The organism is Ancylobacter pratisalsi, assembly GCF_010669125.1.
Lineage (GTDB): Bacteria > Pseudomonadota > Alphaproteobacteria > Rhizobiales > Xanthobacteraceae > Ancylobacter > Ancylobacter pratisalsi.
In genome coordinates, this window is the sequence record NZ_CP048630.1 from 272,552 (window position 1) to 296,372 (window position 23,821).

The following is a 23,821-nucleotide window of genomic DNA, read 5'->3' on the forward strand; positions in this document are numbered from 1 at the left end:
CACGCCGCGCGGAAGCGCCCACGGATCCCGGCACCGGCGTCAGCGGCAGTGCCGGTTGTCGACCCTTACGCGGTTGCCATTCGAATAGCGGCTGTAGCAACGCCCGTTGCGCCAGTAGTAGTTGTTGCGCGAGCGACTGGCGCCGACCGCCGCCCCCGTTCCCGCCCCGATCAGCCCGCCTGCGACCGCGCCGCCGGTGGTGCCGGTCACCACGCCCCCGATCACCGCGCCGGTGACGCCGCCGATCGCGGCGCCGCGCGCCGTGTCGTTGCGGGCGGAGGCGGGCGCGACGGACGAAAGAGCGAGGAGGCCGCCAAGGGCGGCAACGCCGCTCAGGCGAAGCAGTTTTCGGACATCGAGCATCGCAGCCTTCATAAGGGTCCGCGATGCGTCGCGGCCCGGATCCCACAGCAGCATTCAATCGAAGGCAACGCGGCACATGCCTGCATGTGCCGCGTTCTGGTCGATCCGCCGGATCAACACTTCGTGGGTGGCCGTGGGGGCGCCGGGCTCAGCAGCCCTGCGCCTCGACCACCGCGATCGCCGTCATGTTGACCACGCCGCGCGCGGTCACCGAAGGGGTCAGCACATGCGCGGGCCGCCCCGTGCCGAGCAGGATCGGCCCGACCGGCAGCGCGTCGCCGAACACCTTCACCATCTGGTAGCTGATGTTGGCGGCGTCGAGATTGGGCATCACCAGGATGTTGGCGACCCCCTGCAGCCGGCTGCCGGGCATCACGCGATCGCGCATCTCCTGCATCAGCGCGCTGTCGCCTTCCATCTCGCCATCGACCATCAGCCCCGGCGAACGCTCAAGAATGAGGTCGAGCGTACGGCGCATCTTGGTGGCGCTCTGGTCGTCGCGGCTGCCGAAGTCGGAATGCGACAGCAGCGCCACGCGCGGCTCGATGCCGAAGCGGCGCACATGGGCGGCGGCGAGCTGGGCCATTTCGGCGAGATCGTCGGCCGAGGGCTCGGGCGTGACCTGGGTGTCGCACAGGAAGAACGCACCCTTCTGCGTCAGCAGCATCGACAGCGCGGCGACGTCGCGCACCCCCGGCGCCAGGCCGATGATGGTGCGGATATGGCGCAGGTGGCGGATGAACCGGCCCTCCACGCCGCAGAGCATGGTGTCGGCGTCCCCGCGCACCACCGCCAGCGCGGCGATCACGGTCGGCGTGGTGCGCACCAGCGTGCGCGCCAGTTCCGGCGTCACGCCGCGACGGCCCGCCAGCTCGACATAGGTCTGCACGTAGTCGCGGTAGCGCGGGTCGTCTTCCGGGTTGATGAGGTCGAAGTCGACACCCGGCCGGATCGAAAGGCCGAAGCGCTCCAGACGCGTATCCACCACCGAGGGACGGCCGATCAGGATCGGGCGGGCAATGCCCTCCTCCACCACGACCTGCGCCGCCCGCAGGATGCGCTCGTCCTCGCCCTCGGCGTAGATCACCCGCTTGGGCGACTGCTTGGCGAGGGTGAAGATCGGCTTCATCACCAGGCCGGAGCGGAACACGAAGCGGTCCAGCTCCTCGCGATAGACGTCGAAATCGGCGATCGGGCGCTTGGCAACGCCCGAATCCATCGCCGCCTTCGCCACCGCCGGCGCCACGCGCAGGATCAGGCGCGGATCGAAGGGCGAGGGAATCAGCGACGTCGCGCCGAACACCGGCGTCTCGCCGCCATAGGCGCGCGCCACCACATCGGAGGGCGTCTCGCGCGCCAGCTCGGCAATGGCGTGCACCGCCGCGATCTTCATCTCTTCATTGATCGTGGTCGCCCCCGCATCCAGCGCGCCACGGAAGATGAAGGGGAAGCACAGGACATTATTGACCTGGTTCGGGAAGTCCGAGCGGCCGGTGCAGATCATCGCGTCGGGGCGCGCCTCGCGGGCGAGGTCGGGCATGATCTCCGGGGTCGGGTTGGCCAGCGCCATGATCAGCGGGCGCTCATTCATGGTCTTGAGCATTTCCGGCTTCAGCACGCCGCCGGCGGAAAGCCCGACCATGATGTCGGCGCCCACGATCACCTCGGCGAGCGTGCGTGCGTCGGTCTTCTGCGCGAACACCCCCTTATAGGGGTCCATCAGCGCCTCGCGGCCTTCATAGACCACGCCTTCGATATCGGTGACCCAGATATTCTCGCGCCGCGCGCCCATGGTGACGAGCAGGTTCAGCGTCGCGATCGCGGCGGCACCGGCGCCGGAGGTGACGATCTTCACGTCCTCCAGCTTCTTGCCGCCGATATGCAGAGAATTGACGATCGCCGCCGCCACGATGATCGCGGTGCCGTGCTGGTCGTCGTGGAACACCGGAATGTTCATCTTGCCGCGCAGCTGCTTCTCGATCTCGAAGCACTCGGGTGCCTTGATGTCCTCAAGGTTGATCCCGCCGAAGGTCGGCTCCAGCGCGGCGACGACGGTGACCACATGGTCGACCTCAAGCGCGTTGATCTCGATATCGAACACGTCGATGCCGGCAAATTTCTTGAAGAGGACCGCCTTGCCCTCCATCACCGGCTTGGAGGCTTCCGGCCCGATATTGCCGAGGCCGAGCACCGCGGTGCCGTTCGAGACCACGGCGACGAGGTTCTGCCGGGCGGTCAGTTCCGCGACGAGATTCTTGTCGGCAGCGATCGCCTCGCAGACCGCGGCGACCCCGGGGGTGTAGGCGAGCGCCAGGTCGCGCTGGTTCGCCAGCGGCTTGGTCGCCTGGATCTCCAGCTTACCGGGGCGCGGCAGGCGGTGATAAACCATCGCGCCAGAGCGCAGATCGTCCGAAATATACGAGGCCATTGCGTTTCCTTCCCCCGGAACTGACGGCAAAGCAGAGGGGTTGTTCACATACGAACTTCCGCACTTGCGGTACACCCAGAATCCGAATTTGTAATGCCCGCCTTTGGGCGGTTCGTTTAAGCTTCTGCCCGGCCGGACCCGATCGGAACCGAGTCGAAACCGTCCATCTCAGGTCAGTGCCGCATGCGCAAGTCATTCCTCGTTACCATCATCGCCCTGCCGGTCGTCGTCATCGGCGGATATCTGGGCTTCAAGACCTATGTCGCCCATGTCGCGCAGAGTCAGGTTGAGGATCTGTTCGGCGAATTGAAGGCTGTCGGCATCGAGGCCACCCACGGCCCGGTCAGCTACGACGTCTTCGACGGCCGGTTCGAAATCGGGCAGGTGTCCTTTGCCGCCGCCGGCCAGGGCACGCTCAAGGTCGGCTCGTTCATCGCCTTCGGGCTGGACCAGCCCTCCGCCTCGCAGATCGCGGCCAAGCGCGTCGAGCTGACGGACGTCGCGTTTGACGGCCCGCTGCCGCTGTCGCCGGCGACGGAGGCCAGCTTCCGTGCGCCCAGCATCGAGATCGACGGTTTCGAGGCCCCGGTGGAGGTCACCTCGCCCGACGCCCTGCCCTCGCAGATTGCGCTGGCCTTCGTCGAGGCGGCCAAGGCCGCGCGCGTGCACGTTCCCCAGTCGACCACGACGACGTGGTCCGGCGCGGAGGCCGCGCGGGTCGAGACCCAGGTCGTGCACGGCGCGGCCACTCTGGAGCAGTTCGCCGACGGGCACATCGCCCGCGCCAGCGTCGAGCCCTCGCACTTCACCATCAGCGGTGCCGACACCAGCGCCAACGGCACGCTCGGGCGTATCGACGCCGCGAGCATCGATGTCGCGGCGATGCTCATCCTGTTCGACCCGGAGCGGCGGCTGGCGGAGCAGGAATTCCGCACCGTCTATGGCTCCATCAGCATCGACGGCTACGAGGTCAGCACGCCCGCCGGCATCCTTCAGGGCTGGAAGCGGATGGAGATCACCGGCGTCGCGATCAAGCCCGCCCTGATCGCGGCCGAGGACATCGCGGCCGCCAGCCTCAAGGCACGCGACTACGCCGCCGCCGGCGAAGCGCTGCCGGACGAGGATGCCGCCGACCTGCTGCGCGCGGTGGCCACGCTCTATGACGGGCTGCGCATCGGCGCGATCACCTTCACCGGCCTCACCTCGACCCAGCCCGATGGCGGCACCGGCACGCTGGCCTCGCTGAAGGCCGGGCCGCTGACCGACGGGCTGCTGGAGGGGATCACCCTCGACGACTTCAAGGGCACGGATGGCGACGGCGCACCGCTGGGCTTCACCCGCCTGTCCCTCGCCCGGCTGCGGCCCGGCGCGGTGATGGAACTGGCCGCCGACAGCCTCGAGGATCCCGACAGCCGCGCCGGGCTTTCCTGGTTCATGCGCCTTACCGGCCTGATCGGCGCGGTGGAGCTGACCGGCGCCCAGACCCCCTCGGGCGAGAAGGGCAACCCGATCGACATCGACCGGCTCGCGCTTTCCTTCGAGGGCGAGCCCGACACGCTGCCCACGCGGGTGGCGGCCAGCCTGCGCATGTCGGGCCCGACCTCGGCGATCAAGAACGACAAGCCCGCCTTCGCGCTGGTGCCCGACGGCATGAAGCGCGCCAGCGTGGCCGTCGATCTGGCCGGCGCGTGGGACGAGGACGAAGCCAGCGTCACGCTGGCCCCGCTCTATATCGAGGTCTCCGACGCCTTCTCGCTCGCAGCGAAGGTCGAGCTGAGCGATGTCGACGAAAGCGTCTTCTCGGCCCAGCCGGACGAGGCGATGGCGGGCCTGCTCATGGCCAATCTCCGCCTGCTGGAGATGACCGTCCGCGATTCAGGCATCTATGAGCGCAAGCTCGACGAAGCCGCGCGCCAGCAGAAGCTGGACCCGGATTCGATCCGCCAGCTCTTCGCCGGCTTCGCGGAACTGCTGCTGTCGCAGGCGGTTTCCGACCGGCCGGAGCTGGAACCGGCGGTTCAGGCCTTCATCGGCTTCATCCAGCACCCGATGAGCACGCTGGCGCTGCGCGTCACCCCGCGCCAGGAGACGCTGCCGATCATGATGGTGATGGAGGCGCTGGAGGGCGACGACCCGCTGCGGCTGGTCGACGAGCTCGATTTCGCGGTCATGGAGCCCCTCAGCCCGCCCGGTGGCCCGTTCACGCCGCCGCCCGGCGCCCAGAATTCCGCGCCGGGCGCGCCGATGCCCCTGCGTCCCTGACCCCACCGCGCAAACGAAGAAGCCGCCCCGAAGGGCGGCTTCCTGTCGCTGGTGCCTGTGCCGGGGGCGCGCGGCGCCTACTTTTCCGGGAGGTTGGTGCGGATGTGCAGCTCGCGCAGCTGCTTCGGGCTCGCCTCGTTCGGCGCCCCCATCAGAATGTCCTGCGCCTGCTGGTTCATCGGGAAGATCGAGATCTCGCGCAAATTCGTGGTGCCGCACAGCAGCATCACGATGCGGTCCACACCCGCCGCCATGCCGCCATGGGGCGGGGCGCCGTACTGGAACGCGCGGTAGAGGCCGCCGAAGCGCTCCTGCACGGTCGCTTCATCATAGCCGGCGATCTCGAACGCCTTCACCATCGCCTCGGGACGGTGGTTGCGGATGCCGCCCGACGCGATCTCGTAGCCGTTGCAGGCGATGTCGTACTGGAACGCCTTGATGGTCAGCGGATCCTGCCCGTTTAGCGCCTCAAGCCCGCCCTGCGGCATGGAGAACGGGTTGTGGGAGAAGTCGACCTTCTTGTCCTCTTCCGACCATTCGTAGAACGGGAAGTCGACGATCCAGGCCAGCTCGTAGCGGTCGAAATCGACCAGCTTCAGCTCCTCGCCCACCTTGGTACGCGCGGCTCCCGCGAACTTGACGAACTTCTCCGGATTGCCGGCGACAAAGAACGCGGCGTCGCCCGCACCCAGCCCAAGCTGCGCGCGGATCGCCTCGGTGCGCTCGGGGCCGATATTGTTGGCAAGCGGGCCGGCGCCCTCATTGCCCTCGCGCCACATGATGTAGCCCAGACCCGGCTGGCCCTCGCCCTGCGCCCACGAGTTCATGCGGTCGCAGAAGGCGCGTGAGCCACCGGTCGGGCCGGGGATCGCCCACACCTGGTTCTTGGGGTCTTCGAGCATGCGCGCGAACACCTTGAAGCCGGAGCCGCGGAAATGCTCGGAAACGTCCTGCATTTCCAGCGGGTTGCGCAGGTCCGGCTTGTCGGTGCCGTATTTGCGCATCGATTCCGCATAGGGAATGCGCGGCCAGTTCTTGGTCACCGGCTTGCCGTCGGCAAACTGCTCGAACACGCCGGTGATCACCGGCTCCACGGCCTGGAAGACGTCTTCCTGCTCGACGAAGCTCATTTCCAGGTCGAGCTGGTAGAACTCGCCCGGCAGGCGGTCGGCGCGCGGGTCCTCGTCGCGGAAGCAGGGCGCGATCTGGAAGTAGCGGTCGAAGCCGCTCATCATGATCAGCTGCTTGTACTGCTGGGGCGCCTGCGGCAGGGCGTAGAACTTGCCGGCATGGATACGGCTCGGCACCAGGAAGTCGCGCGCGCCCTCCGGCGAGGACGCGGTGAGGATCGGGGTCTGGAACTCGAAGAAGCCCTGCCCCTTCATCTTCGAGCGCATGGCGTCGATGATGGCGCCGCGCATCATGATGTTCTTGTGCAGCTTCTCGCGGCGCAGGTCGAGGAAGCGGTAGCGCAGCCGCGTCTCCTCCGGGTACTCCACATCGCCGAACACCGGCAGCGGCAGCTCGGCGGAGGGGCCGAGCACTTCCATCTCGGTGCAGTACATCTCGATCTGGCCCGTCGGCAGCTCCGGGTTCTCGGTGCCGGCAGGGCGCGCGCGCACGCGGCCATCGACGCGGATCACCCATTCGGCGCGCACGGTCTCGGCCTGCTTGAAGGCCGGGCTATCGGGGTCGATGACGACCTGGGTCAGGCCGTAATGGTCGCGAAGGTCGATGAACAGCACGCCACCATGGTCACGGATGCGGTGACACCATCCCGAAAGCCGGGCGGTCTCGCCAACATCGCTCGCGCGAAGGGCTCCGCAGGTGTGCGTGCGATAGCGGTGCATAGTGTCATCCCAGGTCTTGGTTCCGCCGAAAGCGGCGGACAAACGAAAGCACCCCTCCGGGGGCCGCCCTTTGGGCGCGCGGAGGGGTGCATGCAGGCAGGCCGTTTGTCAATGTCCAAGGGGGTCACAACCGGGCGTGACGCCGGCGTCCGGCCCGTTTTCGACGAGGACGGCAGGCAAGGTGAATGCCGCTACGCCCGGCGCGCCGAGCGCGTGGAGGTCCGTCCAATGAAACGCCGACGGAACTGCCGCTCCAGCCCGGCCAGCGCCACCGCCAGCAGCCGGCGGTGGCAGTCGATGGCCCATCATAGCCACCGGCAAAGGGGCATGCCTTGACCATGGAGAGCGGACGGCCGGCATGGCGGGCGGTGACGGGCGATGGCGGCGACCGGACCACGAGGCCCGGCCGCCGAAGAACTCACGGCACGTAGCGCAGGCTCAGGCCGGAGACGCCGAGCGCGAGTGAAGCGCCCACATTGCCTTCCACCGAAACCGGGTTCAGCGCATAGGAATTCTTGCCGCCGACCAGAATGTTGGCGCCGACGCCGACGCCGAGCGCCACGTTGCCGGACACGCCCTTGTATTCACCGGCCAGCGAGCCAGCCTCGATACCCTTGTCGACCGCCAGCACGCCCCAGGTCATCACGCCGCCGCCGGTGACGCCGAGATCGAGACCGATGTTCTTGATGGAGCCGGCATAGTGCTGCGTGGCGCTATTGTCGGACGGCGTGTAGGTGCACTTAAGCTCCTGCTTGGATTCGATGATCATGCCGATGCTGGAGCCAGCATTGCAGACCAGCACGCCGACCTTTACGCGGTCCGCGGCCGCGGCGGGCGTCAGCGCGCCCACCAGCGTGGCGGCGGCGAGCGCGAAAATCGTCATCTTCATGGTAGTTCCCTCCATCGGCCGGCGATGGCCGGCACTCCAGAACGTTATGCAAGTTAGTGTCACATGGTTAATGCTTGCTGCACCAGTACGCACGATTCCGTGTCGTCTCCCGCGCGCGACTGCGTTATGAGAAGTCGAATATGGACATGATCACGACCACCGACGAACTTGCCGCGGCCTGCGAGCGTCTTGCAGGCCATCGATTCATTACCATCGACACCGAGTTTCTGCGCGAGACCACGTTCTGGCCCAAGCTGTGCGTGATCCAGCTCGCCAGCCCGGATGAGGCCGTCGTGATCGATGCGCTGGCCGATGGCATGGACCTCGCCCCCTTCTTCACCCTCATGTCGAACGTCGACGTGCTGAAAGTGTTCCATGCCGGAAGGCAGGACATCGAAATCATCTGGCATCTCGCCGGCATCATCCCCCATCCGGTGTTCGACACCCAGGTCGCCGCCATGGTGCTCGGGCATGGCGATTCCATCTCCTACGACCAATTGGTGCAGCGCCTCACCGGCCATGTGCTCGACAAGTCGCTGCGCTTCACGGACTGGTCGCGCCGCCCGCTCTCCGTGGCGCAGATCGCCTATGCCGAGGCGGACGTGACCCACCTGCGCGACGTCTTCCTCAAGCTGGAAGCGGATCTCGACAAGCGCGGCCGCGCCGACTGGGTCGGCGAGGAGATGGCGGTGCTCACCTCGCCGGACACCTACCGGCAGGAGCCCGCGCGCGCCTGGGAACGGCTGCGCACCCGCGCGCGCAAGCCCAAGGACCTCGCCGTGCTGATGGAGGTTGCCGCCTGGCGCGAACGCGAGGCGCAGGCGCGCGACATTCCCCGCTCCCGCATCCTCAAGGACGACGTGATCGGCGAGATCGCCTCGCAGCACCCCGCCACCGTCGAGCGCCTCGCCCAGCTCCGCTCCATTCCCAAGGGGTTCGAGCGCTCGCGCTCGGGCGAGCAGATCATCGAGGCGGTCAAGGCCGGGCTTGAGCGCGACCCGCGCACCCTGCCGCGCATCGAGCGCGACCGGCCGCTGTCCAACGGCGCCTCGGCCACGGTCGAGTTGCTGAAGGTGCTGCTGCGCATGACCTCCGAGCAGCATGGCGTCGCCGCCAAGGTCCTCGCCACCGTGGACGACCTGGAGCGCATCGCCTCCGACGAGGAGCCGGACATCGCGGCCCTGCGCGGCTGGCGCCGCGAACTGTTCGGCGAGCGCGCCCTGGCACTCAAGGCCGGCCGCCTGGCCCTGGCCATGCAGAAAGGCCGCGTCATCGCACTGGACCGGCCGGGGGACTAGCGGCTCCGCGCCGGGACCCTCAACGCGCCGGCCTGTTCACTCCGTCACCAGCATCGGCTCGCGGCCGATCTGGCGGGCGAGCGCGCGCAGGCGGTTCAGCAGGCGGTCATTGCCCAGCGGGGCGAGTTCGCCCTTGAGCTGAAGCACCAGCTTGCCGCGGGTCACCGTCAGCGGCGAGATCGGCAACGTGCCCGGCATTGCCGCCGAGAGGATATAGCCGACCCGCATCGCCGCGCCGAGAATGCGAGCCCGGTCCAGCAGCCGCGCCGAGACCAGCTCGCGAATGCGCGGCGACAGGTCCTCGTCCACCAGCCCCATGTGCCGGTAGTAGATCGCCAGCGCGAGAAAGGCGCGGCCGGGATGGTCCAGGCCGATGAACGCGGCGTGGGCGATCAGGTTGAGGCTCTGCTCCCCGCGATAATCGGGATGCGCCCGCCAGCCGATATCGGCCAGCAGGCAGGCGGCGTGGCGCAGGCGCTTTTCTTCCAGGTTCTCGTCGATCCCGGAGGACGCCATGAACCGGTCGGTCCACTCGATCAGCTCCCAGCCATGACGGGGGGAGCGCGAGCGGATCTCGTTCAGCTCGGCGGTGGCGGTGATCAGTGGGTCGGCCTGCTGCTCCTCGTCGCCAAGCAGCTCGTAGAGCAGCCCCTCGCGCACGCCCTGCGCGGAAATGTAGATCGAGGAGGGCTTGCCGATGCGGATGATGTTCTCCAGCACCACGGCGCCATAGGCCAGCAGCGGCCGGCGCATGGCCGAGACGGTGTCGATGCGCGACAGCGTCTCGATCGGCACCCTGCGCACCAGGCGCACGAACTCCAACGCCTCTTTGGCGGGAATCACATAGCCGTGCATCACATGCAGCGGATAGCCCCGCTGGAACATGTGCAGCCGCGCCACCGCGCGCCAGGTGCCGCCCACCGCATAGAAGGTCCGCCCCTTCAGGTGTTCGAGATGCGGCTCCTTGGCGAGCGTGTCCTTGACGATCTTTTCCGCCTTCTTCAGCGAACGCCCGGAGGTGTCCTGAAGCGCGAGACCGCCCAGTGGGAAGGTGACGCCGGAACCGATGCGGTGGCCGTGCAGGTCCGCCAGCTCCAGCGAGCCCCCGCCCAGGTCCCCGACCAGTCCATTGGCCCGGTGCACGCCGGACAGCACGCCAAGCGCGGAAAGCTGCGCCTCGCGCTTGCCCGACAGCAGCTCCACCTCGGTGCGGCAGATGTCGGCGCAGGCCTTCACGAATTCGGGGCCATTGCTGGCATCGCGCGCCGCCGCGGTGGCCAGCACGAAGAGCCGGCCGACGCCCATGCGGTCGCACAGCACGCGGAAGCGGCGCAGCGTGGTGAGCGCCTTTTCCACCGCCTCGGCGTTCAGCTGCCCCGTGGTGGCAACCTCACGGCCGAGGCCACACGAGGCCTTCTCGTTGAAGATCGGCGTCGGCGAGCGGGTCAGCCGCTCATAGACGACCAGGCGGACCGAGTTGGAGCCGATGTCGATGACGGCGACCGGCGCACCGGTCACCAGGCACGTGGAGGGAGCCCCCTCGCCTTGCACGTCCGTCATGCGATCACGCGCGATCGCGACGGCGGACAAGGTTGCGAGGAGACGATTCTTTGAGCGACTTGCCACGTCCGGACAGACTCGGATTGGTCATGAAATACTGCTGGGCGTTGAATTTTTCCTCGCCCTCTGCCGGCACTATGCGTTGCGAACTGCCATCGGGCAACACGCGCCAGCTCTGCTGGTTGTCCTGCAGGTTGGCGACCATGATCTGGTCGAGGATCTGCATGTGCACCGTCGGGTTGGTAATCGGGCACAGCGCCTCGACGCGGCGGTCGAGATTGCGCGGCATCAGGTCGGCTGAGGAAATGTACAGAGGGGCCTCGGGATGGGGCAGTCCGTGCCCGCCGCCGAAGGCATAGATGCGCACATGTTCAAGGAAGCGCCCGACGATGGACTTCACCCGGATGTTCTCGGAAAGGCCGGGCACGCCGGGTCTCAGGCAGCAGATGCCGCGCACCACGATATCCACCGACACGCCCGCCTGACTGGCGCGATACAGCTCGTCGATGATCATCGGGTCGACCAGCGAGTTCATCTTCAGCCAGATCGCCGCCGGCTTGCCGGCCCTGGCGAAGGCGATTTCCTGGTCGATATGGTCGAGGATGCGCTTCTTCAGCGTCAGCGGCGCGATCGACATCGCCTCCAGCTCGGCCGGCTCGGCATAGCCGGTGATGAAATTGAAGATGCGCGCCACGTCGTGGCAGATCACCGGGTCGGCGGTGAAGAACGACAGGTCGGTATAGATGCGCGCGGTGATCGGGTGGTAGTTGCCGGTGCCGACATGGCAGTAGCTCGCCAGCGTGCCGCCCTCGCGGCGCACCACCAGCGAGAGCTTGGCGTGGGTTTTCAGCTCCAGGAAGCCGAACACCACCTGCACGCCCGCCCGCTCCAGATCGCGCGCCCAGCGTATGTTGGCTTCCTCGTCGAACCGCGCCTTCAGCTCCACCAGCGCCGTCACCGACTTGCCCGCCTCCGCGGCCTCCGCCAGCGCCTTGATGATCGGGCTGTCGGAGGAGGTGCGGTAGAGCGTCTGCTTGATCGCGACAACATTGGGATCACGTGCCGCCTGGCGCAGGAACTGCACCACGACGTCGAAGGATTCATAGGGGTGATGGACGACGAGGTCCTTCTCCCGGATCGCCGCGAAGCAGTCGCCGGCGTGGTCGCGGATGCGCTCGGGAAAGCGGGGATTATAGGGCTTGAACTTGAGGTCCGGCCGGTCGATGCCCACCAGCTGGCTGAACTCGTTCAGCGCCAGCACACCGTCGACGAGGAAGATCTCGTCATCGGACACGCCGAGTTCGCGCCCCACGAAGACGCGCAGCTCCTCCGGCATCGAGGAGTCGACCTCCATGCGGATCACCTGCCCGAGCCGGCGCCGCTTCAGCGCGCTCTCGAACTGGCGCATCAGGTCCTCGGCCTCTTCCTCCACTTCGAGGTCGCTGTCGCGGATGACGCGGAAGCCGCCCTGCCCCTTCACCTGATAGCCGGGGAACAGGCGGCCGATGAACAGGCCGATCATCTGTTCCAGCGTGATGAAGCGCTGCGCGCCGTTCTCGCCGTCGGGCAGGCGCACGAAGCGGTCGATCTTGGCCGGCACGCGGATCAGGGCGTTCATCGGCCGCCCGTCGTGAATACGCGCCAGCTGCAACGCCAGCGAGAAGCCGAGATTGGGAATGAACGGGAACGGATGCGCCGGGTCGATGGCGAGCGGGGTCAGCACCGGGAAGACATGGGCGAGGAAGAACGCGTCGAGCACGGCCCGGTCGGCCTTGTCCACATCGGGACCGTCAACCAGCACCACACCTTCGTCAATGAGCTGGCGACGCAGATCACGCCAGCGCGCCTGCTGATCCTCGGCCAGTGCCGCGGAAGCGGCACCGATAAGCGGAAGCTGCTCGGCCGGTGTCAGCCCGTCCGGGCTGCGGCCGCCATAGCCCTCGCGCACCTGCTCCTTCAGGCCGGCGACGCGGACCATGAAGAACTCGTCGAGATTGTTCGCGGAGATCGACAGGAAGCGAAGCTGCTCAAGCAAGGGATGAGCGCTGTTGCCGGCCTCTTCCAGCACGCGGCGATTGAATTCGAGCCAGGAGATCTCGCGATTGATGAAGCGCTCGGGCGAGGCCATCATGTCCTCGGTCAGCCCTGCAGGCGCGGGCACGTCCTCGACACGCTCGATCACGGCGTCGGCAGCCGGCTGCGATTCGGAATTCGCCAAAGTGTCCACTCCATCCTTCTTGCGCCTGCCGCGCCGGGTCCGGCCGGAAGGTCGCCGGGGTTCGTGACGGCTGGATGACATGAACAAACTAACCTATCGTCAAGTTGTTGCAGAGCGATCGGAAAGCGTGTCGTCATCGCCATCCTGCGCCTCTGTGCGGCCCCGGAGCAACTCGGAAGCGAGGGCGCGTGTCAAGGGGCGCTTGCGCGCCAGCGCCTCCCGGTCGAGCTCGCCCACCACATCGCGTATCGCGCCGATGGAGCGATCGACGCGGGTCAGAAGAAAGCTCAGCAGCGCCTCGTCGGGCGTGATCTGGCGGTCGGCGAACAGCTTGACCGCCACGGCCGCCAGCAGGGCGTCGTCGGGCCTGCCGAGCGTCACCGCCGGCATCGCACGCAGCCGCGAGACAAGGTCGCGTGTGGCAAGCGCCTCCGCCAGTGTCGCCGGCACCTGTCGCGACGTCACCAGCACGCAGACGCGGTGTTCGGTCGCCAGATTAAGCAGGTGAAACAGTGCCCCCTCAGGAATGGGGGCGTTGCCGAGGTCCTCCACCACGACCGCGCCGCGTGCCACCAGTCCGGGCAGGTCCGCCAGGTCGAGCGCCGAGGCGGTCACGGTCGCGGCGCCGCTGCGTTCGGCGAACAGCGCGGCCAGGTGCGACTTGCCCGAGCCCGGAGGCCCGACCACCGCGATCGCCCGCGCGGGCCAGTCCGGCCAGGCGTCGATCAGCGAGAGCGCCGCCTCATTGGCGGTGCCAGAAAGGAAATCAGCCCGCTCCCGGCTCTCGACATGAGGCAGGTCGAGGGGAATCTGACGTGAGGCCATGTTCAAGGTGCCTGCATGCGCCGTGCCGATGCGGGGGCGAGCGGGCGGCTGCCGGGGCCGCCGGGTCGTGGGGGGCCTCCCGCATGGGCCTGCGCTTCCTCCTCGTCCTCGCCGGTATAGAGCGGACTTTCTAGATAGCGCGAGATCGCGAAGCGCACGATCACACCGGCGGCGGCGGCCAGCGGCACCGCCAGCAGCAGGCCGAGGAAGCCGAGCAGATAGCCGAAGGCCAGCAGGGCGAACATCAGCCACACCGGATGCAGCCCCACGCTGTCGCCCACCAGCTTGGGCGAGAGGATGTAGCCCTCGATGAACTGGCCAAAGACGAAGATGCCGATCACGACGGCGATCATCGTGTAGTCGGGGAAGAACTGCACGATGGCGACGCCGCCAGCCAGCACCAGCCCGGTGAGCGAGCCGACATAGGGGATGAAGGTGATGATCCCCGACGCGAAGCCGATGACGAAGCCGAAATTCAGCCCGCTCATGGTGAGGCCGATGGCGTAGTAGCTGCCGAGGATCAGGCACACGAGCGACTGCCCGCGCACGAAGCCGGCGATGGCGCGGTCCATCTGGCTGGCGAGGCCGCGGATCACATCGCGGTTGTGCAGCGGCAGCCACGAATCGACCTTCTCCACCATGTGGTTCCAGTCGTTGAGAATGTAAAACGCGACCACCGGCGTGATGACCAGCAGCGAGAACACCGAGATCAGCGCCTGCCCGCCGGTCCACAGCCCCTGGATCAGCGTCAGAATGTAGGACGCGCCCTGCGAGACCAGTTCATTCAGCCCCTGCTGGATGCTCGGCATGCGGTCGCCGACGAATTCGCGCAGCCAGGCTGCCTGGTCGCCGTCGCCGGTCAGCATGTTCTGCAGCCGCACGATGTAGTCGGGCAGCCGCTGGATGAAGGCGGCGAGCTGGGAGCCGAAGATCGGCACCACCAGCAGCGCCAGCATGATGGCGAGCAGAAGCGTCATCGCGATCGTCACCAGCGAGGCGGCCAGCCGGTTGATGCCCCATTTCTCCAGCCGCGTCGTCACGGGATTGAGGAAATAGGAGAGCGCGAGGCCGGCGACGAAGGGCAGCAGAACGCTGCTCAGCAGCCAGGCGGCGGCGATGAACAAACCCAGCATCGTCAGCCAGAACATCACCTGCTTGTGCCACGCCATGCGTTGTCAGTTCCCTGTCGCGACGCGGGAAGCCCATTCCGCCCCGTCACCTGCCCATTAGATACAGAAAAATGACGGCGCGGCGACGTTCGCGTGTGCAACATTCCGTGCCGATCACCGCTATCCCCGCTGATTTTCCCGAGGCCCGCTCCGGACTTACCCGTCCGCCAAAGCGGGGGAGCGGTTGGACGGCGGGGCGCGCGCGTGGCAAAAGTCGGAATCGGCTCCAGAAGTCGAACTCTCCGCCTGCCCTGTTCCGCCGGAAATCCCATGCGCAGCTCTGTCGTCACTTCCGCCGTGGTCGCCGCCCTGGTCGGCTTCGGGGGCACGCTTGCCCTTATTGTCGCCGCCGCGCAGGCGGTGGGCGCCACCCCGGCGCAGACCGCCTCGGGCGTCATCGGGCTGTGCCTGTCAATGGCCGCCACCAGCGCCTGGCTGGGCTGGAATCACCGCATTCCGATCATCACCGCCTGGTCGACCCCCGGCGCCGCGCTCGTTGCCGGCTCGCACGGGCTCACCGCACAGACCGCCGTCGGTGCCTTTCTCGTCGCCGGCGCGCTGATCCTCGTCACCGCCGCGGTGCGCCCGCTCGGCGCGCTGGTGCAGCGCCTGCCGGTGGCGATCGCGGCCGCGATGCTGGCGGGCGTGCTGTTCCGCTTCTGCACCTCGGTGTTCACAGCCGCCGAGGCCGATCCGCTGCTGGTGCTGCCGCTCATTGTCATTTTCCTGGTGGCGCGCCGCATCAATCCGTTCGGCGCGGTGCTGGCGGTGCTGGTCATCGGCATCTCGCTCGCCTTCATGCTCGGGCGTGTCGGCCCCCTGCCCGGTCCGCTGCAGATGCCCGCGATCACGATCGTTCTCCCCAGTTTCGAGATGCAGGCGCTGATCGGCGTCGCGGTGCCGCTCTACATCGTCACCATGGCCTCGCAGAACCTGCCGGGTTTCGCGGTGCTGCAGGCCGCCGGCTACACCCCGCCGACGCAGTCGATCCTGGCCGTTACCGGCATCGCCTCGCTCATCACCGCGCCGCTCGGCTCCCTTACCTCGAACCTCGCCGCCATCACCGCGTCGATCTGCACCGGGCCCGATACCCATCCCGATCCGGCCCGACGCTGGCCGGCCACGTCGTTCTATGCGTTGAGCTATCTGGTTCTGGCGATCGGCGGCGCCTCGCTGGTGGCGCTCATCGGCGCCCTGCCGGCGGGGCTGGTCGCCACCTTCGCCGGCCTCGCCCTGCTCGGGCCGCTGGTCGGCGCGCTCGGCACCGCGATGGGCGACACGGCGATGCGCTTTCCCGCCGTGCTGACGCTCGCGGTCACCGCCTCCGGCGTGTCGCTGCTTGGCATCGGCTCGGCGTTCTGGGGGCTGATGGCGGGCCTCGCGGCGCTGGGAATCGAACATGCCGGCCGGCGCTGAACCGGGCACTCCACACCTGCCCCGCTTGCCGGGGCGGCGATAAGCGGCTAATCCGCCAGCAATCCCCGGGGGCTGAGATGAGCGACACCGACAAAGGCCTGAGCTACCGCGATGCGGGCGTCGACATTGATGCCGGCAACCGGCTTGTCGACCTGATCAAGCCGCTGGTGAAGGCGACGCGCCGTCCCGGCGCCGACGCCGAGATCGGCGGCTTCGGCGGCGTGTTCGATCCGAAGGCCGCCGGCTTCAAGGATCCGCTCATCGTCGCCACCACGGACGGCGTCGGCACCAAGCTGAAGATCGCCATCGAAACCGGCCGTCACGACACCATCGGCATCGACCTCGTCGCCATGTGCGTGAACGACCTGATCGTGCAGGGCGCCGAGCCGCTGTTCTTCCTCGACTATTTCGCGACCGGCAAGCTGGCGCCGGATGTCGGTGCGTCCATTGTCGCTGGCATCGCGCGGGCCTGCGCCGAATCGGGCTGCGCGCTCATCGGCGGCGAGACGGCGGAAATGCCCGGCATGTATGCCGAGGGCGACTACGATCTCGCCGGCTTCTCGGTCGGCGCCGTCGAGCGCGGCGAGCTGCTGCCCTCCCCCAATGTGCGGGCCGGCGACGTGCTGCTGGGTCTCGCCTCCTCCGGCGTGCACTCCAACGGCTATTCGCTGGTGCGCCGCGTGGTCGAGCGCTCGGGGCTGGCCTGGGACGCGCCCGCGCCCTTCGCCGCGGGCAAATCGCTGGGCGAGGCCCTGCTCACCCCAACCCGGCTCTATGTGAAGTCCGCGCTGTCCGCCATCCGCTCCACCGGCAAGGTCAAGGCGCTCGCCCACATCACCGGCGGCGGCCTCACCGAGAACCTGCCGCGCGTGCTGCCCAAGCACACGATCGGGCGCATCGATCTCGCCGCGCTCAAGGTTCCCCCGGTGTTCCGCTGGCTGGCACAGACCGGCAATGTCGACGGCGAGGAAATGCTGCGCGCCTTCAACTGCGGCATCGGCATGGTGGTGGTCTGCGCGCCGGAAGATGCCGAGACGGTTGCCGACGCCTTCGCCGATGGCGGCGAGGAGGTCGTGCATCTGGGCTGCATCGAGCCGGGCGACGGCAAGGCGCACACGGTCTATGACGGCACGCTCGCGATCAGCGAGCCGTTGTGAGCGGGAAACGGCCAGGAGAACACCGATGAGCAAGCCCCGCGTGGCCGTGCTGATCTCCGGGCGCGGCTCGAACATGATGTCGCTGATCGAGGCGGCCGCCGCGCCAGACTTCCCGGCCGAGATCGCCTGCGTCATCTCCAACCGGCCCGAGGCCCACGGGTTGGCGCGCGCGCAGGCCGCGAACATTCCCGTGCGCGCCATAGACCACAAGGCCTTCGCCGACCGCCCCAGCTTCGATGCCGCGCTCGATGCCGCGCTCGCCGAGGAACAGATCGACTTCGTCTGCCTCGCCGGCTTCATGCGGCTGCTGACGCGGGCGTTCACCGAGAAGTGGGCCGGCCGGATGATCAACATCCACCCGGCCCTGCTGCCGAGCTTCAAGGGACTGCACACCCATGAGCGGGCGCTGAGCGAAGGCGTGCTCATCCACGGCTGCACGGTGCATTTCGTCACCGCCGAGATGGATGTGGGCCCCATCATCATGCAGGCCGCCGTGCCGGTGCTGGAAGGCGACACGCCCGGCACGCTCGGCGCGCGCGTGCTGGCGCAGGAGCACGTCATCTATCCCGCCGCGCTGCGCCTTGTCTGCGACGGCCGCGCCCGGCTGGAGGGCAATCGCGTCGGTCTCGACGCGTTCGAGATCGCCCCGCCTGCGCTGGTGGTGCCGCCCGTCGGCTGAGGCGCCGGCCGCCGGCCCTCAGGCAATGCCCACGGCGCGAACCGTCGGTTCGGTGTCGGGCACCGCCCCGTCCTCGGCCACGGGCTCGATCGACACCGACATCGCGGTCATCTGCGCGTCGCCATGGATGGTGGCGAACGCCGCATCCGCCGCGTCGCGCCCGACGCCGATGCGCACCAGTCCCTGGATCGCGGCCTTGCGGGTGGGATCGAAGATGTACCAGGCCCCATCGAGATAGCACTCGAAGACGGCATGGAAGTCCGGTGGGTCGAGCTGCCACGCATAGGCGCTGGCAAAGCGCGCCGGTATCCCCAGCGCGCGGCAGAAGGCTATGCCCAGATGCGCGAAGTCGCGGCACACGCCGGCCCGCTGCACCATGGTGTCGTAGGCCGATGTCTGGGAATCCGAGGTCCCGCTCTGGTAGTCGACCTGCTCATAGATCCAGTTGCAGATCGCGGTCACGCGCGGGTGGCCGGGCAGCAGGCCGCCGAACTGGCGTTGGGCAAAGCGCCCCAGCATGTCGGACTGGCAGTAGCGGCTGGGATTGAGGAACGGCATCACCTCCAGCGGCATCTGGGCGATCGGCGTCTCCGCCACCTGCGCCGGGTCCGCGTCGTGCATGTCGAGTTCGACGGTCGCCGTATACGCGACCTCGAAGGTTCCGGGCTCGACCACGGCGCGCACCAGCCGCGTCCCGCCGTCAAGAACGTAGCGGTCAAGCGCGACGCCGGGGCTGAGGTCGAGTTGTTCGGTGAGTATCTTCTGGTTGCGAAGCGCCGCGGCTTCCACGTTCAAGACGAACACGGTCTGCGCGCGCACCTCATAGGACAGGCGGGAGGAAACGGAGAATTGCATCGGATGGGCCCGGGCGAAGAGGGAGCGAGGCACGCGTAACGCGGCGCGGTGTCCCCTATGACGTCCCAACCGCGCCAATGTTCCACACTGCCGCACCTTTCGGCCGCACCGCTGGCCGTCGCGGTGCCGCCCCCCCCGCTCCGTCCCCCTGCGTGGTGCCCGTCAGATCCGCGCGAGGCGCACCCGATTGTCGTGCAGGGCCGCGCCGCCGAAGGGCGCGACCGGATCGGAGGCGGTCAGGGAATTGATTCCCCGCCCGCCCTCATGGCTCCGGTTCGGCCAGATCGACTCTGCCACCACAACCCCGCGCCGCAAGCCGTCGAACAGCCGCGCATGAAGGCGGGTGCTGCCGCGCGGGCTCGTCACCTCGACAAGGTCGCCCGTCGCCAGCCCGACCGCTTCCGCGTCGTCGGGATGGATCATCAGCTCGGGCCGCTTCTCGCGCGCCAGCGAGCCCGGCGTTTCGGTGAAGCTGGAATTGAGGAAGGACCGCGCCGGCGCGGTGACGAGGCGGAACGGGAATTCCTCATTCGCCTCCTCGATCACGGCCCAGTGGTCCGGCCATTCCGGTAGGCTTTCATGCGGGCCGAACTTGCCCGGCGCCTTGAACGGCACCGTGTCCCACTGCGGGCGCAGCCGGAAGCGGCCATCGGCCCAACCAAAGCCCTTCAGATAGTGCGCCGTCTCAAAATCGGGCTGCACGTCGATGAAGCGCTTCTCCTCCAGCTCCTCCACCGTGCCGTGCCCGGAATGGTGTAGCGTCCAGTCCACCAGCTCGCGCGGGCTCATGGCGAAGCCGGGGTGGCGCGCGCCCAGCCGTTCGGCCAATGCGCCGATCACCTCGTGATTGGAGCGGCACTCGCCCGGCGGCTCGACCAGCTTGGGGCCAAACAGCACATACTGGTTGCCGCCGCCCTGGTAGACGTCGTCGTGCTCGGTGAACATCGTCGCCGGCAGCACAATGTCCGCCATCCGGGCGGTCTCGGTCATGAACTGCTCATGGACCGCGACGAACAGGTCCTCGCGGGCGAAACCGCGCAGCACCCGCTGCTGGTCCGGCGCGATGGAGACCGGGTTGGTGTTCTGAATCAGCATCGCCGTCACCGGCGGACCGCCGACCAGGGCCTCCGGCACGCCATCGAGGATCTCGCCGATGCGCGACTGGTCGAGCTGACGCGCCTGACGCGCCACACGCGCCTCATCGTCCGCCTCACCGGCCTGACCAGCCAGCAGGTCGAGCCCCTCGATCATGGTCTTGTTCCAGCCGAAGATCGCCCCGTTGGTGTGGAACGCCCCGCCCCCCTCATGGCGCCAGCTTCCCGCCACGGTCGCGATGCAGGTGACGGCGTGCATGTTCACCGCGCCGTTGCGCGAGCGGGTGAAGCCGTAGCCCGCGCGGATGAAGGTTTTCGGCGTGGTTCCGATCAGCCGCGCCAGGGCTTCGATCTCCGCGGCCGGCAGGCCCGTAATGGCCTGCGCCCATAGCGGCGTCCGGTCTTGAAGATGGGCTTCAAAGCCGGCTGAATCATCAGAAAATTCAGCCAGATAGGCGCGATCGGCAAGGTCGTCGCGAAACAGCACATGCATGATCGCGCAGGCCAGCGCCCCATCGGTGCCGGGCCGGATGAGCACCGGCACGTCGGCCTGTTCCATGGTCGGCGAACGGTAGACGTCCACGACCACGATCCTGGCCCCGCGCTCCTTCCGCGCGCGGATGGCGTGGGTCATCACGTTGACCTGTGTCGCGACCGGGTTGGTGCCCCAGATCACGACAAGGTCGGACTTGGCCATTTCGCGCGGGTCCGGGCCCGCCAGCCGCCCGGTGCCGGCGAGGAACCCGCTCCATGCCGGATTGACGCAGATGCTTGAAAAGAAACGCGAATATCCCATCGCATGGGTCAGCCGGTTGATGCCGTCGCGCATCACCAGCCCCATCGTGCCGGCATAGTAGTAAGGCCAGACGGTTTCCGAACCCAGGCGCTCCGCGGCCGCGCGGAAACGATCCGCGATCTCGTCGAGCGCCTCGTCCCAGGAAATCGGCGCAAACCGCCCCTCACCCTTGGCACCCACGCGCCGCAGCGGCTGGGTCAGGCGATCGGGGTGATTGGCCCGCTCGGCGTAACGCGCGACCTTCGCGCAGATGACGCCGGCGGTGTAGCTGTTCTCGCGCGACCCCCGCACCCGGCCGATACGTCCGCCGGAGATGTCGATCTCCAGGGCGCAGGTGGATGGGCAGTCATGCGGGCAGGCGGAAAAGCCGGTTTTCGCCGTACCCGCCTCTGATACCGAAGATATATGCTGATTCATGAAGGGCGCTCCGCCATCAAGGATAGCGGAGCGCCCCACACTTGAACATCACCCGGTGTCGCGGTCTCAGTGCGAACCGGCTGTCGTGGCGGAGCGACGATTCTTCACCAGCAGGCCGAAGCTGATCACAAAGATCGCACCGAAGACGGATGCCACATAGTGCGGCAGCGCCGCGGCCTTCAGGCCAACCGGATCTTCCGGATCCAGCACGACGTCGACCAGTCCGGCCGAATAGCCCTGCATGAACTCCAGAACCACCTTGTCGCCGACAAGCATCTCACCCGCGATCCATCCCAGCAGCGCCGCCCCGAACCAGATCAGGATCGGGAATCGCGCGATCAGCTTGAGGATGATCTGCGAGCCGAAGACGATCAGCGGGATGGTCAGCAGCAGACCGAAGATGAACAGTTCGGCATGCCCGCGCGCCGCCGCGGCGATCGCGACGACATTGTCGAGGCTCATCACCGCGTCGGCGATGGCGATCGTGCGCACCGCTTTCCAGAGGCTGTCAGAACCCTCGACGTGGTGCTCGCCACCCTCGCCCTCGGTCACCAGCTTGATGGCGATCCAGAACAGGAGGACCGCGCCCAACACCTTGAGGAACGGCACGCCGAGCAGGAAGGAAACGGCGAGAGCGAACAGAATGCGCAGGCCGACCGCGGCGCCGGCGCCGAGCAGAATGCCCCACTTGCGCTGCTTTTCAGGAAGCGAACGGCAGGCGAGCGCGATGACGACAGCGTTGTCGCCGGACAGCAGAAGATCGATCCAGATGATCTGGAGGAGAGCTACCCAGAACACGGGGCTTGTAAAATCCATCGGTTCCTCTCTGGTCGGTGAAACAGTATTTGGCTGCCTCCGAACCCCTCACCTGTCTTCGGAGTCTCTCTGGCATACGTTATTATTTGTGCCAGTCTCGACTCCTCTTACGGAAAGCGCCCGCGACTTCTACAAATCGCGGGCGCTCCGGCAAGGGAATTGGCGAGCTTAGTTCATCAGGCGTGCGGGCCGGCCGCGTGGGTGGACCCACGAAGGCGCGTCAGTGCCCAGCCGGTGCCCACCACCAGCACCGCGCCGACGGCCGCGGCGACATACTCGAAGTGATGCACGGTGGCCTCGCCGAAATACTCGATCACCTTGATGTCGGAGACGAACATCTCGCCAGCAACCCAGCCAAGCAGCGCGGCACCCGCCCAGACAAGGAACGGAAATCGGCTGAGCAGCCCCATGATCAGCGCCGCTCCGGCGATGATCATGGGAATGGAAATCACAAGGCCGATGATGATCAGCGTCCAGTTGCCATCGGCGACGGCGGCAATGGCGACGACATTGTCGAGGCTCATCACAAGGTCGGCCACCGCGATGGTGCCGACCGCGCGCCAGAGGCTGTCATGGGCGGTAACGCCGCCCTCCTCGCCCTCGGCTTCCGGCATCACCAGATCCACGGCGATATAGAGCAGGGCCAGTGCACCGACGACGCGCAGCCAAGGCAGGCCAAGCAGAACGGCGATGATCGCCGTGAAGACGATACGCATGCCAACCGCAACGCCCGCGCCAAGGATCATGCCGGTGCGGCGCATCTTGTCGGGCAGCGAACGACAGGCCATTGCGATGACCACGGCGTTATCGCCGGAAAGCAGCACGTTGATCCAGATGATCTTCAGCAGCGCAAGCCAGAAAAGCGGCTCAAGATAGCTCATGAGTGTGTTCCCTCACCTTGCCGTCCGTCTCGAGACGAGAATCGAACGCGGTTCTTTGGCGTTGGCGCGCCATGCAAAGGTGAGGCAAGAGGAGGTGACTCCGGCGGGTCCACTCCCGGGCGCTCTTTGGCGCGCCATACACGGCATCCCCGCTGCGGGCCACTTCTCCATGGCCGGACCCCCGCAGCGCCCATGGGAGGAACATACATAATAATCTATGCGGTGGCCACGCCTTTAGTCGCAACTTTGTGATTCAATGATGCTGCAACCGCTCAGATCTACGCTGCCGCGCAAAAGAAAACGCCCCCGCCGGCGACCGGCAGGGGCGTGAACTCAACGGAATGTGCCGCGAAGACTATTCGCGTCAGCCAACGATTTCGTTGCCCGCGAAGAACTGCGCGATCTCGATCGCGGCGTTCTCCTGGCTGTCCGAACCGTGGGCCGAATTTTCGCCGACCGAGAGCGCGAAGTCCTTGCGAATGGTGCCTTCCGCGGCGTTGGCCGGGTTGGTGGCGCCCATCACGTCGCGATACTTGGCGACAGCGTTCTCGCCTTCGAGAACCTGCACCACGATCGGCTCGGAGATCATGAAGTCGACCAGTTCGCCGAAGAACGGGCGCTCCTTATGGACGCCATAGAAGGTCTCTGCCTGAGCGCGGGTGAGAAGCATGCGCTTCTGCGCGACGATGCGCAGGCCAGCCTTCTCAATGTAGCTGTTGATGGCGCCAGTCAGGTTACGCCGGGTAGCGTCCGGCTTGATGATCGAAAAAGTGCGCTCAAGCGCCATAACGTTCGTTCCTTGAAGCCATTGGGTTGTTGGTTTCGCAGCGGCTTATAGCGGCGCCCTC

General features: G+C 67.3%; 18 protein-coding genes. 5 read left to right on the forward strand and 13 right to left on the reverse strand.

What is annotated here, in order from left to right; genetic code table 11:
• Nucleotides 1-39: 39 nt before the first annotated feature.
• Together G3A50_RS01335 and G3A50_RS01340 are read right to left on the reverse strand one after the other, a co-directional pair.
• Entirely contained in the window at nucleotides 40-363 is a 324-nt protein-coding gene (locus G3A50_RS01335) for a hypothetical protein (protein ID WP_163073432.1), read from the reverse strand.
• A gap of 148 nt (nucleotides 364-511) precedes the next feature.
• Entirely contained in the window at nucleotides 512-2,791 is a 2,280-nt protein-coding gene (locus tag G3A50_RS01340) for an NADP-dependent malic enzyme (protein WP_163073433.1), read from the reverse strand.
• 183 nt (nucleotides 2,792-2,974) lie between these two features.
• On the opposite strand from G3A50_RS01340, the gene G3A50_RS01345 reads away from it, so the two are divergent.
• Nucleotides 2,975-5,053, forward strand: coding sequence for a hypothetical protein (locus tag G3A50_RS01345; RefSeq protein ID WP_210255197.1), 2,079 nt, complete (start codon nucleotides 2,975-2,977; stop codon nucleotides 5,051-5,053).
• Between the two features lie 77 nt (nucleotides 5,054-5,130).
• Here the strand turns inward: G3A50_RS01345 and aspS are convergent, their stop codons facing one another.
• Together aspS and G3A50_RS01355 are read right to left on the reverse strand one after the other, a co-directional pair.
• Nucleotides 5,131-6,903: an aspartate--tRNA ligase gene (aspS, locus tag G3A50_RS01350; RefSeq protein ID WP_163073434.1), complete on the reverse strand. Its 1,773-nt coding sequence runs from the start codon at nucleotides 6,901-6,903 to the stop codon at nucleotides 5,131-5,133.
• A 418-nt stretch (nucleotides 6,904-7,321) separates the two neighbouring features.
• Entirely contained in the window at nucleotides 7,322-7,792 is a 471-nt protein-coding gene (locus G3A50_RS01355; protein WP_163073435.1) for a DUF992 domain-containing protein, read from the reverse strand.
• Between the two features lie 140 nt (nucleotides 7,793-7,932).
• On the opposite strand from G3A50_RS01355, the gene rnd reads away from it, so the two are divergent.
• Complete coding sequence (rnd, locus tag G3A50_RS01360; protein ID WP_163073436.1) at nucleotides 7,933-9,090, forward strand: ribonuclease D; 1,158 nt, start codon at nucleotides 7,933-7,935, stop codon at nucleotides 9,088-9,090.
• A gap of 36 nt (nucleotides 9,091-9,126) precedes the next feature.
• Here the strand turns inward: rnd and ppx are convergent, their stop codons facing one another.
• Genes ppx through G3A50_RS01380 form a run of 4 tightly spaced genes read right to left on the reverse strand, consistent with a single transcriptional unit; the run spans nucleotide 9,127 to nucleotide 14,862 of the window.
• Nucleotides 9,127-10,650 (reverse strand): exopolyphosphatase, encoded by a 1,524-nt coding sequence (ppx, locus tag G3A50_RS01365; RefSeq protein ID WP_163073437.1) that lies wholly within the window; start codon nucleotides 10,648-10,650, stop codon nucleotides 9,127-9,129.
• Between the two features lie 4 nt (nucleotides 10,651-10,654).
• A complete protein-coding gene (locus G3A50_RS01370) occupies nucleotides 10,655-12,949 on the reverse strand; it encodes an RNA degradosome polyphosphate kinase (protein ID WP_210255198.1) in 2,295 nt (764 codons plus the stop codon).
• 18 nt (nucleotides 12,950-12,967) lie between these two features.
• Nucleotides 12,968-13,693 (reverse strand): P-loop NTPase family protein, encoded by a 726-nt coding sequence (locus G3A50_RS01375; RefSeq protein ID WP_246252013.1) that lies wholly within the window; start codon nucleotides 13,691-13,693, stop codon nucleotides 12,968-12,970.
• Between the two features lie 2 nt (nucleotides 13,694-13,695).
• Nucleotides 13,696-14,862 (reverse strand): AI-2E family transporter, encoded by a 1,167-nt coding sequence (locus G3A50_RS01380; RefSeq protein WP_163073439.1) that lies wholly within the window; start codon nucleotides 14,860-14,862, stop codon nucleotides 13,696-13,698.
• Nucleotides 14,863-15,132: 270 nt separating this feature from the next.
• On the opposite strand from G3A50_RS01380, the gene G3A50_RS01385 reads away from it, so the two are divergent.
• From G3A50_RS01385 to purN, 3 genes are all read left to right on the forward strand, one after another.
• Nucleotides 15,133-16,278, forward strand: a complete 1,146-nt coding sequence (locus tag G3A50_RS01385) for a benzoate/H(+) symporter BenE family transporter (RefSeq protein WP_163073441.1) — start codon at nucleotides 15,133-15,135, stop codon at nucleotides 16,276-16,278.
• A gap of 77 nt (nucleotides 16,279-16,355) precedes the next feature.
• Nucleotides 16,356-17,435: a phosphoribosylformylglycinamidine cyclo-ligase gene (gene purM / locus G3A50_RS01390; RefSeq protein WP_163073443.1), complete on the forward strand. Its 1,080-nt coding sequence runs from the start codon at nucleotides 16,356-16,358 to the stop codon at nucleotides 17,433-17,435.
• A 25-nt stretch (nucleotides 17,436-17,460) separates the two neighbouring features.
• Nucleotides 17,461-18,114: a phosphoribosylglycinamide formyltransferase gene (gene purN, locus G3A50_RS01395; protein ID WP_163073445.1), complete on the forward strand. Its 654-nt coding sequence runs from the start codon at nucleotides 17,461-17,463 to the stop codon at nucleotides 18,112-18,114.
• An 18-nt stretch (nucleotides 18,115-18,132) separates the two neighbouring features.
• On the opposite strand, the gene G3A50_RS01400 is transcribed toward purN, so the two are convergent.
• From G3A50_RS01400 to ndk, 5 genes are all read right to left on the reverse strand, one after another.
• Nucleotides 18,133-18,969, reverse strand: a complete 837-nt coding sequence (locus G3A50_RS01400) for a transglutaminase-like domain-containing protein (protein WP_163073447.1) — start codon at nucleotides 18,967-18,969, stop codon at nucleotides 18,133-18,135.
• A gap of 162 nt (nucleotides 18,970-19,131) precedes the next feature.
• A complete protein-coding gene (locus G3A50_RS01405; RefSeq protein WP_163073449.1) occupies nucleotides 19,132-21,276 on the reverse strand; it encodes a molybdopterin-containing oxidoreductase family protein in 2,145 nt (714 codons plus the stop codon).
• 66 nt (nucleotides 21,277-21,342) lie between these two features.
• Complete coding sequence (locus tag G3A50_RS01410) at nucleotides 21,343-22,092, reverse strand: TerC family protein (protein ID WP_163073451.1); 750 nt, start codon at nucleotides 22,090-22,092, stop codon at nucleotides 21,343-21,345.
• A 176-nt stretch (nucleotides 22,093-22,268) separates the two neighbouring features.
• A complete protein-coding gene (locus tag G3A50_RS01415) occupies nucleotides 22,269-22,973 on the reverse strand; it encodes a TerC family protein (RefSeq protein ID WP_163073453.1) in 705 nt (234 codons plus the stop codon).
• Between the two features lie 364 nt (nucleotides 22,974-23,337).
• Complete coding sequence (gene ndk / locus G3A50_RS01420; RefSeq protein WP_163073455.1) at nucleotides 23,338-23,760, reverse strand: nucleoside-diphosphate kinase; 423 nt, start codon at nucleotides 23,758-23,760, stop codon at nucleotides 23,338-23,340.
• Between the last annotated feature and the right edge of the window lie 61 nt (nucleotides 23,761-23,821).

What these genes read in the sequence shown, in the direction of transcription:
- G3A50_RS01335 (WP_163073432.1), bottom strand. Translation starts at nt 363, where the DNA reads ATGCTCGATGTCCGAAAACTGCTTCGCCTGAGCGGCGTTGCCGCCCTT.
- G3A50_RS01340 (WP_163073433.1), bottom strand. Translation starts at nt 2,791, where the DNA reads ATGGCCTCGTATATTTCGGACGATCTGCGCTCTGGCGCGATGGTTTAT.
- G3A50_RS01345 (WP_210255197.1), top strand. Translation starts at nt 2,975, where the DNA reads ATGCGCAAGTCATTCCTCGTTACCATCATCGCCCTGCCGGTCGTCGTC.
- aspS (WP_163073434.1), bottom strand. Translation starts at nt 6,903, where the DNA reads ATGCACCGCTATCGCACGCACACCTGCGGAGCCCTTCGCGCGAGCGAT.
- G3A50_RS01355 (WP_163073435.1), bottom strand. Translation starts at nt 7,792, where the DNA reads ATGAAGATGACGATTTTCGCGCTCGCCGCCGCCACGCTGGTGGGCGCG.
- rnd (WP_163073436.1), top strand. Translation starts at nt 7,933, where the DNA reads ATGGACATGATCACGACCACCGACGAACTTGCCGCGGCCTGCGAGCGT.
- ppx (WP_163073437.1), bottom strand. Translation starts at nt 10,650, where the DNA reads ATGACGGACGTGCAAGGCGAGGGGGCTCCCTCCACGTGCCTGGTGACC.
- G3A50_RS01370 (WP_210255198.1), bottom strand. Translation starts at nt 12,949, where the DNA reads ATGTCATCCAGCCGTCACGAACCCCGGCGACCTTCCGGCCGGACCCGG.
- G3A50_RS01375 (WP_246252013.1), bottom strand. Translation starts at nt 13,693, where the DNA reads ATGGCCTCACGTCAGATTCCCCTCGACCTGCCTCATGTCGAGAGCCGG.
- G3A50_RS01380 (WP_163073439.1), bottom strand. Translation starts at nt 14,862, where the DNA reads ATGGCGTGGCACAAGCAGGTGATGTTCTGGCTGACGATGCTGGGTTTG.
- G3A50_RS01385 (WP_163073441.1), top strand. Translation starts at nt 15,133, where the DNA reads ATGCGCAGCTCTGTCGTCACTTCCGCCGTGGTCGCCGCCCTGGTCGGC.
- purM (WP_163073443.1), top strand. Translation starts at nt 16,356, where the DNA reads ATGAGCGACACCGACAAAGGCCTGAGCTACCGCGATGCGGGCGTCGAC.
- purN (WP_163073445.1), top strand. Translation starts at nt 17,461, where the DNA reads ATGAGCAAGCCCCGCGTGGCCGTGCTGATCTCCGGGCGCGGCTCGAAC.
- G3A50_RS01400 (WP_163073447.1), bottom strand. Translation starts at nt 18,969, where the DNA reads ATGCAATTCTCCGTTTCCTCCCGCCTGTCCTATGAGGTGCGCGCGCAG.
- G3A50_RS01405 (WP_163073449.1), bottom strand. Translation starts at nt 21,276, where the DNA reads ATGAATCAGCATATATCTTCGGTATCAGAGGCGGGTACGGCGAAAACC.
- G3A50_RS01410 (WP_163073451.1), bottom strand. Translation starts at nt 22,092, where the DNA reads ATGGATTTTACAAGCCCCGTGTTCTGGGTAGCTCTCCTCCAGATCATC.
- G3A50_RS01415 (WP_163073453.1), bottom strand. Translation starts at nt 22,973, where the DNA reads ATGAGCTATCTTGAGCCGCTTTTCTGGCTTGCGCTGCTGAAGATCATC.
- ndk (WP_163073455.1), bottom strand. Translation starts at nt 23,760, where the DNA reads ATGGCGCTTGAGCGCACTTTTTCGATCATCAAGCCGGACGCTACCCGG.